Origin of the sequence: Streptomyces sp. NBC_00193 (genome assembly GCF_026342735.1) — a bacterium.
Lineage (GTDB): Bacteria > Actinomycetota > Actinomycetes > Streptomycetales > Streptomycetaceae > Streptomyces > Streptomyces stoeckheimensis.
The window spans coordinates 1,381,950-1,395,186 of record NZ_JAPEMM010000001.1; the positions used below are offsets into that span (position 1 = coordinate 1,381,950).

Genomic DNA, 13,237 nt, shown 5'->3' on the forward strand with positions numbered 1-13,237 from the left:
AGTCATCCCCGTGTCCACCCCCACCCCGGCTCCCGCCGCTCCGCGACCGGTCCGCGTGCTGCTGGTGGAGGACGACGAGCTGATGCGCCGCTCGTTCACCGTCTCCCTGGAGCGCTACGGGTACACGGTGCGGGCCGCCGCCGACGGACTCACGGGCCTCGAATCCTTCCGCGACGAGGACTTCGACCTGCTGATCCTCGACGTGATGCTGCCCGGCCTCGACGGGATCGGCCTGTGCCGCAAGGTCCGGGAGACCAGCCTGGTCCCGGTCCTGATGATGTCGGCGCGCGGCGACGGGCTGGACATCGTGTCGGGACTGGAGGCCGGGGCGGACGACTACGTCGTCAAGCCCGTGGACACCAACGTGCTCGTGGCCCGCATCCGCTCGCTGCTGCGGCGCGCCACCTACGCCCCCGCCCCGGCCGCCGGGCCGGCCGGGCCGGCCACGGAGCAGGAACCCGGACCGTCCGAGGGCGAACTGCTGACCTTCGGGGACCTGACCATCCACACCGGCGGCCTCGACGTGGCCGTCGCCGGAACCCCGGTGGCGCTCACCCCGACCGAACTGAAGCTGCTGCTGGAGTTCGCCGCCCACCCGGGCATCGTGCTGGAGCGGCACACCCTGCTGCGCAACGTCTGGGACTACGGCTGGGACGGCGACAGCCGGGTCGTGGACCTGTGCGTGCAGCGGCTGCGCGGCAAGCTCGGCCGGGACCGGATCGAAACGGTCCGCGGTTTCGGCTACAAGCTCAGGCGTTGAGAGCGGTGCGTTCGTTCCGCCGCCCCGGGCCGCGCCGCATTCCCCTGCGCTGGAAGATCGCCGCGCTGGCGGCGGCCACCGGGTGCCTCGTCGCCGCCGCGGTCGGCGTACTGGTGCACGTGTGGACCGCGAGGGACATCCGGGAAACGGCGGAAATGCACGCCTCCAACAACGTGTACTCGGCCATGGAGACCTACCGGCGCACCGGAACGCTCTCGGACGGCGCCGAGCTCGATCCCCCCGGCCTGCCCGCCTCGTTGAGGAACCTCACCGACGGCGACCGGCACACGGCCCCCTACGGCGGCCTCGACGAGGAGATCCCCCCGGGCGTCTGGGGCGCCCAGCGGGTCGGCGGCCCGGGCAGCCCGGTGCTCGCGCTGCGGGTCAGCATGAACGCGGGGCTGTCCGGGCTGCGCCAGCTCGACGTGACCATGGTGATGGCCTCGCTGGTCGTCCTCGCGGTGGCCACGCCGCTCGCGGCCTACGGGGCCGGGCTGCTCGCCCGCAGGCTCCGGCAGGTCTCCGAGACCGCGGGCCGGATCTCCGCCGGGGACCTCGACGCCCGGAGCGGGATCACCGAGGGCCGCGACGAGCTGGACGACATCGCCGCCACCGTCGACCTCATGGCCGACACCCTCGGCCGCAAGCTGCGCGACGAGCGCCGGTTCACCGCCGACGTGGCCCACGAACTGCGCACCCCCGTCGGCGGTCTGCTGGCCACCGCGGACCTGCTGCCGCCCGGCGAGACGGAGGACATGCTCCGGGCCCGGGTGCGCGATCTGCGCGGGCTGGTCGAGGACCTGCTGGAGATCTCCCGGCTCGACGCGGGCGCCGAACGGCCGGTCTCCGACCGGGTTCCGCTCGACGCGGTCGTCGCCGAGGCCGTGACGCGCACCGGCCTGCCCACCGAGGTCGACGTCGCCGAACGGGCCGGGAGCGTGGAGACCGACCCGCGCCGCCTCGAACGGATCGTCGGCAACCTCGTCGTCAACGCCCACCGGCACGGGGCGGCCCCGGTCCGGGTCACCGTCGAGGACCGTACGGTCGTCGTACGCGACCACGGCCCCGGCTTCCCCGCCGACCTGCTGCGCGACGGCCCGCGCCGCTTCCAGACGGGCGCGGCCGAGCGCGGCTCGGGCCACGGCCTGGGCCTGACCATCGCCGTGGGCCAGGCCCGGGTCCTCGGCGCGGAACTCCGCTTCGAGAACGCCCCGGACGGCGGCGCGGTCGCCACCCTCCACCTCCCGTCCTGACCCCCAACCGCCCTACCCCCAGCCCCGAGGGGGTCCGGGGCACCGCCCCGGGGAACGGGCGAAGGGCGGGGTGGGGGACCTGGGCCGTCTCTTTCGGATCTTGCCGGGCCCGCGACGCCTGGCCCCGCGCCTGGCCCCGCGCAGCGGCAGCCCGGCCGCTACCGGACCGATACACACCGGAGCACCCCCCGATACCCCGTGCCCCGGGCCGTCGATACCTCCCCCGGACACCCTTCGAAGTGCAGCCTTCCGCGCCCGAAGAGGAGTCCCCCCGTGACCGCCGCCCCCCATGCCCCGCATGCCCCGCACCCCTCGCCGACCGGCATCGCGGCGGCCACCACCGACCTCTCGAAGGTCTACGGAAACGGCGACACCCGGGTCGTGGCCCTGGACCGCGTCAGCATCTCCTTCCACGAGGGCCGGTTCACCGCGATCATGGGCCCCTCCGGCTGCGGCAAGTCCACGCTGATGCACTGCGCCGCCGGGCTCGACTCCTTCAGCTCCGGCTCCGCCCGCATCGGCACCACCGAGCTGGGCTCCCTGAACGACGAGCAGCTCACCCGGCTGCGCCGGGACCGGATCGGGTTCATCTTCCAGGCGTTCAACCTGATGCCGACGCTGACCGCGCTGGAGAACATCACCCTGCCGCTGACCATCGCCGGCCGTAAGCCCGACCGGCAGTGGCTGGACCACGTGGTCGCCCTGACCGGCCTCTCGCAGCGCCTCGGCCACCGTCCCGGGCAGCTGTCCGGCGGGCAGCAGCAGCGCGTGGCGGTGGCCCGGGCCCTGATCGGCCGTCCCTCGATCATCTTCGGCGACGAGCCCACGGGAAACCTCGACTCCCGCGCCGGGGCCGAGGTCCTCGGCTTCCTGCGCGACTCCGTGCGCGAGCTGGGCCGGACCGTGGTCATGGTCACCCACGACCCCGTCGCCGCCGCGTACGCGGACCGCGTGGTGTTCCTGTCCGACGGACGGCTGGTCGACGAGATGGTGCAGCCCACCGCGGACCGGGTCCTGGACCGGATGAAGGCCTTCGACGCGCGCTCGCGCACGAGCTGACCCCTCCGCGCTCCCGCACCGAACCAGCCGCCCGCCCGCTCCCCGGGCCAGCCTCCCAGGATCCGCATCCCATGTTCCGTACCGCCCTGCGCAACGTGCTCGCGCACAAGGCCCGCCTGCTGATGACCGTGTTCGCGGTCATGCTCGGGGTCACCTTCGTCACCGGCAGCCTCGTCTACGGCGACAGCCAGAAGCAGGCCGCCGTCGACCGGGCGAGCGCCGGCTACGACCGCATCTCCCTCAACGTCTCGCCCAACTCCGTGCCCGGCGCCCCGCCCGCCACCCTCGACGCCCGCACCGCGGCCTCCCTGGCCGAGGTCCCCGGTGTCGCTGCCGCCGCGGGCCGGGTCAACGGCTTCGCCGCCGTCGCCGACCCCGAGGGCCGGCTGCTGGGCAGCGCCGATTTCCGCAAGGGCGGCAACTTCGCCCCGGGCAAGGACGGAAGGGACCCGGCCTACGCCTTCAAGGAGGGCTCCGGCCCGGCCGACGGCAAGGCCGTCGCCCTCGACGAGGCCTCCGCCGCCAAGGGCGGCTACCGCGTCGGTGACACCGTGCGCGTCGGCACGAGCACCGGCGCCGAGTCCTACCGGCTCAGCGGCGTCTTCCGCACCGACGCCTCGAAGCTGTCCCCCGGGGGCAGCCTCGTGCTGTTCGACAACGCCACCGCCCAGCGGCTGTACCTCGAGCCCGGCCGGTACACGGACATCGAGATCACGGCCGCCCCCGGCACCGACGCGGCGCAGCTCCTCACCCGGGTCGAAGCGGTGATCCCCAAGGACTCCACCGCGGTCACCGGTGCCCAGCTCGCCCGGATCCAGGCGAACATGGCCTCCAGCGACAGCGACACCATGAGCCAGATCATGGTGGGCTTCGCCGCGGTCGCCCTGTTCGTGGCCACCTTCCTCATCTCCAACACCTTCACCATGCTGGTCTCCCGGCGCACCCGGGAGCTGGCCCTGATGCGGGCCGTCGGCGCCACCCGCAAGCAGGTCCGCCGGATCCTGCTGACCGAGTCCGTGCTCGTCGGCCTGATCGCCTCCGTGGCCGGCATCCTGGCCGGCACCGGGGTCGCCGCCCTGCTCCAGGCCTCCTTCTCCGCCGCCGACGGCCCGGACGCCCCGCTGACCCTGCTCCCCTCCACGGTGATCATCGCGCTGGTGGTCGGCACCGTCCTGCCCGTGATCGCCGCCTGGGTGCCGGTCCGCCGGGCCATGGCCATCCCGCCCGTCGCCGCGCTCGGCGCCGCCGAACCGGCCGCACCCGCGCACGCCGGCTCCCTGCGCACCCGGATCGGCGCCGCCCTGCTCCTCACCGGAGCGGCCGCCACCCTGTACGGAGCCCTCGCGGCCGACGGCGACGCCCGGACCGTCATCGGCCTCGGCGCGGCCCTCACCCTGACCGGCGCGATCGGCCTCATCCCGCTGCTGTCCCGGCCGTTCACCGCCCTGCTCCGGCCGCTGCTGCTCCGCTACAGCCCGGTGCACGGCGACCTCGCCGCCCGCAACACCGTGCGCGACCCGCGACGTACCGGCGCCACCGCCGCGGCGCTCGCCATCGCCCTCGCGCTCGCCTCGGGCCTGTCCGTCCTCGGCGCCTCCGCCACCCAGTACCTCGACGGCGCGACCACCCGCGACATCACCGCCGACTACCTGGTGCAGGCCCCCTCGGGCGGGCAGCGGATGACCCCCGCCACCGCCGAACCCCTCAAGAAGCTGACCGGCGCCACCTACAGCCCGCTCAACCAGTCCACCGAGTACCGGATCGGCGGCGTCCGCTCGGTCCTGACCGGCGTCGACCCCGCCGCCATCAGCCGCCTCCTGCGCTACGAGGTGACCGCGGGCTCCCTCGACAGCCTCGCCCAGGGCAAGGTCGCCGTCGCCGACTACAAGGCCCGGGCCAACGGATGGAAGGTCGGCCAGATCCTCCCCGTGAAGCGGCTGGACCAGCAGGGCGAGGTCACCATCGGCGCGATCTACCGCGCGGACGAACAGAGCAAGGTGCTGCCCAGCATCACCGCACCCGATTCCCTGGTCGCCCGCTTCGACTCCGCCCCGCACACCGACTCGATCGTCGTGGCCACGGCGGGCGGCCCCGGCCGGGCCCAGCTCGCGAGCGTCGTCAAGGCGCTCGGCGACAACCCCGCCCTGTCCGTCCTGGACAAGGAGGCCATCCGGGCCGAGGACACCAGCGGCATCGGCGACCAGCTCAACATCTTCTACGCGCTGCTCAGCATGGCCCTGGTGATCGCCGCCCTGGGCATCGCCAACACCCTCGCCATGTCGGTGCTCGAACGCCGCAAGGAGATCGGCACGCTCCGCGCCCTCGGCCTGGACCGCACCGGAGTGACCCGGATGATCCGCATCGAGGCCCTGCTCGTCGGCGCCCTCGGCGCGGCCGTCGGCACGGTCATGGGCGTCTTCACGGGCTGGGCCCTCGGCAACACCCTCCAGGAGAGCGTCACGGGATACGCCCTGGTCATCCCCTGGGGACGGCTCGCCCTCGGGGTGCTGCTCGCCCTGGCCGGCGCCCTCCTCGCCTCCCTCTGGCCGGCCCGCAGGGCCGCCGGTGTCGACATCCCCGCGGCGACCGCGGCGCAGTGACCGCTCACCCCGCGCGCCCCGCCCCCGTGACCCGGATGGGTCAGCGCGGGGGCGGGGCGCGCGGGGCGCGCACAGGATGAAGGCATGCCCACACACGCCCTGCGGGTCGCCGCTGCCGCCGCCGCTGCCGCCGCGCTGCTCGCCACCAGTGCCTGTTCCGACGGCGGAGGCAAGGAGAAGAGGGGCAAGGACGGCGCCGCCCAGGGCATCAAGAAACCGAAGTGGGGCGACTGCCAGGCTCCCACCGCCGCCGAGGGCGGCGGGCAGGTCCCCGGCAAGGACTGGCAGTGCGCCGTCCTCGACGTGCCCCTGGACTACGCCGAGCCCGAGGGGGAGACGATCCCGCTGGCCTTGATCCGGGCCAAGGCCCGCGACAAGGACAAGCGGATCGGTTCGCTCGTCTTCAACTTCGGCGGCCCGGGCGGCTCCGGCATCACCACCCTGCCCGGCGCGGCGAAGGAGTACGCGGCCCTGCGCGAGCGCTACGACCTCGTCAGCTTCGACCCGCGCGGGGTGGGCCGCAGCGCGCCCGTGCTGTGCGAGGACGACAAGCAGCTGGACGCGTACTACGCCGCCGACTCCAGCCCCTCGACGCCGGAGGAGGAGAAGCAGTTCCTCGCCACCTCCAAGCAGTACAAGGAGGCCTGCGAGGCGAAGTCCGGCAAGGTGCTGCCCCACGTCGGCACCGAGAACGCGGCCCGTGACCTGGACCGGATCCGCCAGGCCCTCGGCGACGAGAAGCTGTACTACTTCGGCATCTCCTACGGCACCGAGCTCGGCGGGGTCTACGCCCACCTCTTCCCCAAGAACGTCGGCCGGGCCGTCTTCGACGCCGTGGTCGACCCGACCAAGAACTCCGAGGAGGGCGCCCTCGGCCAGGCCAAGGGCTTCCAGCTCGCGCTCGGCAACTTCGCCCAGGACTGCGTGAACCGCGGCGACTCCTGCCAACTGCAGGGCAGCACCGCCAAGGAGATCGAGGCGAACATCATCAAGCTCCAGAAGGAGCTGGCGGCCAAGCCCATCCCCGGCTCCGGCGACCGGCTGCTCACGGAGGACGCCGCGACGAACGGCATCGCCTTCGCCCTGTACTCCAAGGAGGCCTGGCCGCTGCTGGAACAGGGCCTGGACGAGGCCGAGGGCGGCCAGGGGCAGCTGCTGCTCGCCATGTCGGACGCCCTCAACGGCCGCGACCCGAAGGGCACCTACAGCAACATCGGGTCGGCCAACACCGCCATCAGCTGTGCCGACTCCAAGGACCGCTACACGCTCGCGCAGACCAAGGCGAAGCTGCCCGAGTTCCGCGCCGCCTCTCCCGTCTTCGGGGACTTCCTCGGCTGGGCCATGATGGGCTGCACCGACTGGCCCGTCGCCGGCGCCTGGAACACCCCGGACGTCTCCGCCCCCGGCTCGGCGCCCATCCTGGTGATCGGCAACACCGGTGACCCTGCGACCCCGTACGAGGGCGCCCGCAAGATGGTGGAGCGGCTCGGCCCCGGCGTCGGCGTGGAGCTCACCTTCAAGGGCGAGGGCCACGGCGCCTACAACAGCGGTGACCCCTGCGTACAGCAGGCGGTCGACGCCTACCTGCTCGACGGAAAGGTGCCCGGCAAGGGCACGGTGTGCACGGCGTCGAAGTCCCCGGCGCCGACCTCGCCCGTCTAGGCACCCGGAGCACGACGAAGGGGCCGTACCTCGCTCGCGCGGGTACGGCCCCTTCGGGTGACTGCTGGTGGGACTAGTAGACCGGCTTGTCGGGCTCGATCTGGTGGACCCAGCCGATGACGCCGCCGCCGACGTGGACCGCGTCCGCGAAGCCCGCGGACTTCAGGACCGCGAGGACTTCCGCACTGCGGACACCCGTCTTGCAGTGCAAGACGATGCGCTTGTCCTGCGGCAGGTCCTGGAGGGCGGTGCCCATCAGGAACTCGCCCTTGGGGATCAGCTTCGCGCCGGGGATCGAGACGATCTCGTACTCGTTGATCTCACGGACGTCGATGATCTCGATCGGCTCGTCGCCGTCGATCCACTCCTTGAGCTGCTTGGGAGTGATCGTCGAGCCGAGCGCGGCCTCCTGGGCCTCCTCCGACACGACGCCGCAGAAGGCCTCGTAGTCGATGAGCTCGGTGACGGTCGCGTTCGGACCGCAGACCGCGCAGTCGGGGTCCTTGCGGACCTTGACCTGGCGGTACTGCATCTCCAGGGCGTCGTAGATCATCAGACGGCCGACCAGCGACTCGCCGACGCCGGTGAGGACCTTGATGGCCTCGGTGACCTGGATGGACCCGATGGACGCGCAGAGCACGCCCAGCACGCCGCCCTCGGCGCAGCTCGGGACCATGCCCGGCGGGGGCGGCTCCGGGTAGAGGCAGCGGTAGCACGGGCCGTGCTCGGACCAGAAGACCGAGGCCTGGCCGTCGAAGCGGTAGATCGAGCCCCAGACGTACGGCTTGTTCAGCAGCACGCAGGCGTCGTTCACGAGGTAGCGCGTGGCGAAGTTGTCCGTGCCGTCGACGATGAGGTCGTACTGGCTGAAGATCTCCATCACGTTGTCGGCTTCGAGCCGCTCTTCGTGGAGGACCACGTTCACGTACGGGTTGATGCCCAGCACGCTGTCGCGAGCCGACTCGGCCTTGGAACGGCCGATGTCCGCCTGGCTGTGGATGATCTGGCGCTGCAGGTTCGACTCGTCGACCTCGTCGAACTCCACGATGCCCAGCGTGCCCACGCCGGCCGCGGCCAGGTACATGAGGGCGGGCGAGCCGAGGCCGCCCGCGCCCACGGCCAGCACCTTGGCGTTCTTCAGGCGCTTCTGGCCGTCCATCCCCACGTCGGGGATGATCAGGTGGCGGGAGTACCGACGGACCTCGTCAACGGTGAGCTCAGCAGCTGGCTCTACCAGGGGTGGCAGCGACACGGGGACTCCGTAGATGATTAAGTCTTAACGGTGGTTCTTCCCGTAACACTGCCACGCCCTCCTTCATTCCGAGACACCCGGTCCGATCCGCGAGACGATTTCGTCCCAGTACCCGGGCATCGACGCCCAGGGATCCCGGTCCGCGGCCCCGCGCCGGTCGGTGAACCAGATGGTCCCCGCACCCTGCCAGCGGGCGATCCGGAGCGCTTCCTCCAGGTGCGTGCGCGGTACTCCGTGCACGAGGTGGCAGAAGGTCTCGGGCGGATGGTCGGCCGTCCACTCCGCCACCTGCGACCAGCGGTAGTCGGCCCACGTGCCGGCGAAGGTGACCAGCTGATCTGCGGTTTCCGTGTACCCCTCGTAGGGGTGGGTGCCGTGTCCGAGGACGATCCGCAGGCCGTCGCCGAGCCCCCGCAGGGTGTCCGCGACCCGGCGCACGAACGCCAGCTCCGCCTTTCCGGCCGGGGCGTCCGCGAGGTAGAAGCCGTCGGCCCCGTACCAGTCCCGGAAGCGGTGGGCGTCGGAGACGAGCTCCCCGAAGGACCGCTCGCCGTCTCGCATGGCGAGATGCCCGAGGATCGCGCCGCCCGCCCTACGGAGCTTCGCGGCCGCCTCCGTGCAGTGCGGGTCGGGCCGGCCGCCCGGCCCGTCCGTGACGTTGAGGACGGCCCAGTGCAGGGGCGTCCCGGGCCGGGACAGCTCGGCCCACTCCACCGGCGCCAGCAGCGGGTGCGCGTACCCCGGGACGCCTAAACCGAGCCGGCCCGCCTCGGTGGCGGCCTGGCCGGCCGCCGGCGGGGTGGTCAGATGCGGCACGCCGCCTCCATCCAGATGTCCGCGAGGGACTCCTCCAGGTTGATCCGCGGCCGCCAGCCGAGCCGGTCGCGGGCGGTACGGACGTCCGCCTGCTGCCAGGCTCCGCACCCGTCCGGGTAGGGGTAGGGCGGCTGGGCGGTCGCGGCGGCGAGCTGCTCGGCCGTGGCCTCGGAGCGCGGGGAGCCGATGGCGGCGAGCCCGGAGGGACGGCCCGGGTGCCCGTGCGCCTGCGGGTGCTGGGCGTGCTGCGGTACGTCGATCTCGTGCAGCGAGCCTCCGTACCCGGCGACCCGTGCCAGCACGGCGGCCGCGTCGCGCAGCCGGACCGCCCGGCCGGTGCCGATGTTGACGACGCCCTGGGCCGCCGACAGCGAGGCGGCGTGCACCGCCCGCGCCACGTCCCGGACGTCGACGAAGTCGCGCTGGACGCCGAGCCCGCTGAGCTTGAGCTCGCCGTCCCCGGCCTGCATCGCGCGCCGCATGGCTTCGGCGAGCCGGCCGAGGGGGGATCCGGCGGGGGTGCCGGGGCCGACGGGCGAGAAGACCCGCAGGACGACGGCGTCCAGCCCGGAGCCGAGCACGAGCTCGGTGGCGGCCAGTTTGCTGACTCCGTAGGGCCCTCCCGGTCTGGGGACGGCGTCCTCGGCCGTGGAGGACCCGGGCTGGCTGGGCCCGTACTCGGCGGCGCAGCCCAGCTGGACGAGCCGGGCGCCGCAGCCGCTGCGGCGCAGCGATTCGCAGATCGTGGCGACGGCGACCGTGTTGTGCCGGGTGAGCTCGCGGGCACCGCCGCGGGTGGCTCCCGCGCAGTTGATGACGACGCCCGGGTGGACGGCGTCGAGGAACCGGGTGAGCGCGCCGGGGCTGCCGGTGGCGAGGTCGAATCGGACGTCGGCGTCGTCGCCGCGGCCGAGCGCGGTGAGCTGGACCGCGGGGTCGGCGAGCAGCCGGTCCGCGACGTAGCGCCCGAGGTATCCGTTGGCTCCGATCAGCAACACCCTCATCGCGCGGCCCCTTGGTTGGTTGGCTGGCCGGTCATGTCCTGTTTCTCCTTGCTGGATGGGTGGATCGGGGTAGGGGGTACGGCGCTTCGGTGTCTGCTTCCGAAGGTTTCAGGGGCGCTGCGCGTGCGCGGAGGCCCGCGACAGCGCGAGGACGGCGGGTACGAGGACTCCCGCGGCGGCGGCGAACGGCGCCGCCGGGACCGGGAGCAGGGCGAGTACGAGGGCCAGGGCCGCCGCGAGGGCTCCGCGGGGGGCTCCGTGACGGAGCAGCAGCCGGGTCAGGAGGAGCAGCACCGCGAGCGGTACGGCCACCGCCAGGGTGGTCCCGGCCAGCGCGGCCGCCCCCGCGGCGGCCGCGGCGTACAGCGCGAGCGTCCCGAGGAGCAGCGGTCTCACCCCGTCGGCGAAGTCCTCCAGGGCCCGGCTCCCGGCGAGTCTGCGCCGGGCCCGGGCCGCGAAGACGGCGCCGGCCAGGTACCCGGGGGCGACGGCCACGGCCAGGGCGGTCCCGAGCGGGGTCCCGTACCGGTGGACGGCCCAGCCGAGGGCGGCGGCGGCCAGCAGGTACACGGCGACGGGGAACCTGCCCCCGGCTGCCCGGCCGGGCCGTCCGAGCGCGGCGACGGTGACGAGCACCGCCAGGGCTCCGGCCCAGGGCACGCCGGCTGCGGCCGCGCCGAGGGCGAGGGCCCCGGGCAGCAGCGCGTAGCCGAAGCCCCGTACCGCCTTGGCGTGGACCGGGATCCCGGCCGGAGGGGCGGGCGGGGTCCCGTCGCGGGGGGTCCGGGCGTAGAGCTCCTCCGCGAGGGAGAAGACGTCCCGGTGGCGGAACCGTGCGGCGGTGCGGTCGGTGATGCCGTGCGCCTCCAGCCCGGCGGCGATCTCCAGCGGGTCCACGGCGTGTTCGCAGAGCTCCCGGTGGCGGTGGAGCAGCGCCTTGACGGGGTCCCCGGCGGAGCGGGCCCGGCGGGGCGGGGGCGGGGGCGGGTCCATGGCGGGGACGGCTTCGTCCAGGGGCACGGTCATGCGGAGGCCTCCGGACTCGCGGCGCGCTCGGCACGGGCGGCGGGCACCATGAGCCCCGGATGCGCCTCGACGTCGTCCCCCCGGATCGGGGGTTCGGCCGGGTCGGCGGCGGACGGGGCGGCGGGTTCGGGGTGCGGGGTGGCCCAGGTGGGGGTGGCCCAGTGGCCCGGGACGCGGGCCTCGGGCGGCTGCTCGAAGGGCACCCCGGTGCCGTCGGGGCGGGCCGGGCCTCGGGCGAGCAGCCTCAGGTAGGACTCCTGGAAGGCGGCGACGTTCTGCTCGACGGTGAAGAGTTCGAGGGCCCGCGCCCGGGCGGCCGACCCGAGCCGCTGGGCCCGCTCGGGGTCCTGCAGCAGCGTGACGCAGGCCTCGGCGAGCGCGCGCGGATTGCGCGGCGGCACCACGAGCCCGGTGCCGCCGATCACCTCGACGACGGCGCCGACGTCGGTGGACACCGTGGCCCGGCCGCAGAACATCGCCTCGGCCAGGGTGATGGGGAACCCCTCGATGACGGAGGAGAGCACCACCACCCGCCCGGAGCCGTACGCGTGGGCCGGGGACGGGGCGTCGGGTCCGCCGATCTCCTCGAAGGTGACCGGGTTCTCGCCGACCGCGTGAGCATCCGCGGCCTCGTCGGGGAAGAGCTGCGCGGCGAGCGAGCGGCAGTCGGCCAGGTAGCCGTGCCCGACCTCGTGGTTGGCCGCTGCGGCCGGGCCGCCGGAGCCCGCGGCGGCGGAGCCCGTCCCGACGGCGGTCGCGAAGATCCGCAGCCGGGCGCGCGGTTCGGCCCGGCGCACCTCGGCGAAGGCGTGCAGCAGGGCGATCAGGTCCTTGGCGGGGTCCACCCGGCCGACCCAGACCAGCGTGTGCGGGTCCCCGCACGCCGGGTCCTCGCCCACGGCGGCGAATCGGTCCGCCTCCATCCCGGGGTAGACCGTGCGCAGCCGCTCGCGGGAGGCGCCGCAGCGTTCCTGCCAGCGCCGGGCGTGCGCGTTGCCGGGGGTGAGCAGGTCGGCCTGGGAGTAGATCTCGCCGGCCAGCCGGGTGTGGAAGGCCGCGAGCAGGGCCCGTACGGCCGGCCGCTCGTCCCGCGCGGAGTGCGCGAGGTAGTGGGCCCGGAGCTGGACCCCGTACTCGGTGACCAGGAGCGGCACTCCGAAGAAGCGTTTGGCCAGGAGCCCGGGGAGCGCCGCCACCCCGCCCGCGGCCGCGTGGCAGACGTCGACCTCGCGCAGGTCCTCGTACCAGTCCAGGGACAACGGCCGCAGCATCCGCTCCAGTTCGTCCACGAACTCCAGCAGGTCCGCGACCTGCGCCCGCTGTACGGCCCTGCTCGCCTCGGGGGCGCGACAGGCGGACTCCACCGCCCGTACGGCCGTCTCCGAGCGCAGTGCCGCGTACAGCCCGCCCTCTTCCCAGGCGAGCGCGGCCAGCCCGTACAGCCCGTCCGCGAACCGTGCGGGGTCGGCTCCGCAGATCCCGCGGACCAGTTCGGTGAAGGCGGCGGCGAAGCGGCGGCGCTCGCGGCGGCGGTAGCTGCGCCCGTCATCGGCCGGCGCCCACAGCGGGGCGGTCCGCACCCGGGTGACGTGGGAGGGCAGCGGCACCCGGCCGCGCTCCTCCTGTTCGGCGCTGCGGCTCAGGGCGTAGAGCTCGAACTCGTGCTGGGGAAGCCCGCGCACGAGCCGGTCGCACCACAGCCTCGCTTCCCCCGTCGCATACGGATAACCACCTTCCGTGAGCAGTCCGATCCGCACGAGTGGCACCCCCGATCTCCCGTTTCAGGCGGTCTCCGTCGGTCCGGC

10 protein-coding genes are annotated in these 13,237 nt (G+C 73.9%); 5 read left to right on the plus strand and 5 right to left on the minus strand.

Annotated features, from left to right (window positions below; all coding sequences use genetic code 11):
- The first annotated feature begins 4 nt into the window (after positions 1-4).
- From cseB to OG898_RS05740, 5 genes are all read left to right on the plus strand, one after another.
- Complete coding sequence (gene cseB, locus OG898_RS05720) at positions 5-760, plus strand: two-component system response regulator CseB (RefSeq protein WP_266960093.1); 756 nt, start codon at positions 5-7, stop codon at positions 758-760.
- Between the two features lie 5 nt (positions 761-765).
- Positions 766-2,013: a HAMP domain-containing sensor histidine kinase gene (locus OG898_RS05725; RefSeq protein WP_266955347.1), complete on the plus strand. Its 1,248-nt coding sequence runs from the start codon at positions 766-768 to the stop codon at positions 2,011-2,013.
- Positions 2,014-2,286: 273 nt separating this feature from the next.
- On the plus strand, positions 2,287-3,072 hold the full coding sequence (locus OG898_RS05730) for an ABC transporter ATP-binding protein (protein WP_266955349.1): 786 nt from the start codon (positions 2,287-2,289) through the stop codon (positions 3,070-3,072).
- 71 nt (positions 3,073-3,143) lie between these two features.
- Positions 3,144-5,672, plus strand: coding sequence for an ABC transporter permease (locus tag OG898_RS05735; protein ID WP_266955351.1), 2,529 nt, complete (start codon positions 3,144-3,146; stop codon positions 5,670-5,672).
- A gap of 84 nt (positions 5,673-5,756) precedes the next feature.
- Positions 5,757-7,334, plus strand: coding sequence for an alpha/beta hydrolase (locus OG898_RS05740; RefSeq protein ID WP_266955353.1), 1,578 nt, complete (start codon positions 5,757-5,759; stop codon positions 7,332-7,334).
- A 73-nt stretch (positions 7,335-7,407) separates the two neighbouring features.
- Here OG898_RS05740 and moeZ read toward each other — a convergent pair whose 3' ends face one another.
- The 5 genes from moeZ to OG898_RS05765 all read right to left on the minus strand — a co-directional run bounded on the left by moeZ (position 7,408) and on the right by OG898_RS05765 (position 13,189).
- Positions 7,408-8,586, minus strand: coding sequence for an adenylyltransferase/sulfurtransferase MoeZ (moeZ, locus tag OG898_RS05745; protein ID WP_266955355.1), 1,179 nt, complete (start codon positions 8,584-8,586; stop codon positions 7,408-7,410).
- 63 nt (positions 8,587-8,649) lie between these two features.
- A complete protein-coding gene (locus OG898_RS05750; RefSeq protein WP_266955357.1) occupies positions 8,650-9,402 on the minus strand; it encodes a spherulation-specific family 4 protein in 753 nt (250 codons plus the stop codon).
- A complete protein-coding gene (locus tag OG898_RS05755; RefSeq protein ID WP_266955359.1) occupies positions 9,390-10,406 on the minus strand; it encodes an NAD-dependent epimerase/dehydratase in 1,017 nt (338 codons plus the stop codon). The genes OG898_RS05750 and OG898_RS05755 overlap by 13 nt, the downstream gene beginning before the upstream one ends.
- A gap of 108 nt (positions 10,407-10,514) precedes the next feature.
- A complete protein-coding gene (locus OG898_RS05760) occupies positions 10,515-11,432 on the minus strand; it encodes a hypothetical protein (protein WP_266955361.1) in 918 nt (305 codons plus the stop codon).
- The gene (locus tag OG898_RS05765) at positions 11,429-13,189 is read right to left on the minus strand and encodes a DUF3492 domain-containing protein (protein WP_266960095.1); all 1,761 of its coding nucleotides are present in this window, start codon (positions 13,187-13,189) and stop codon (positions 11,429-11,431) included. The genes OG898_RS05760 and OG898_RS05765 overlap by 4 nt, the downstream gene beginning before the upstream one ends.
- Between the last annotated feature and the right edge of the window lie 48 nt (positions 13,190-13,237).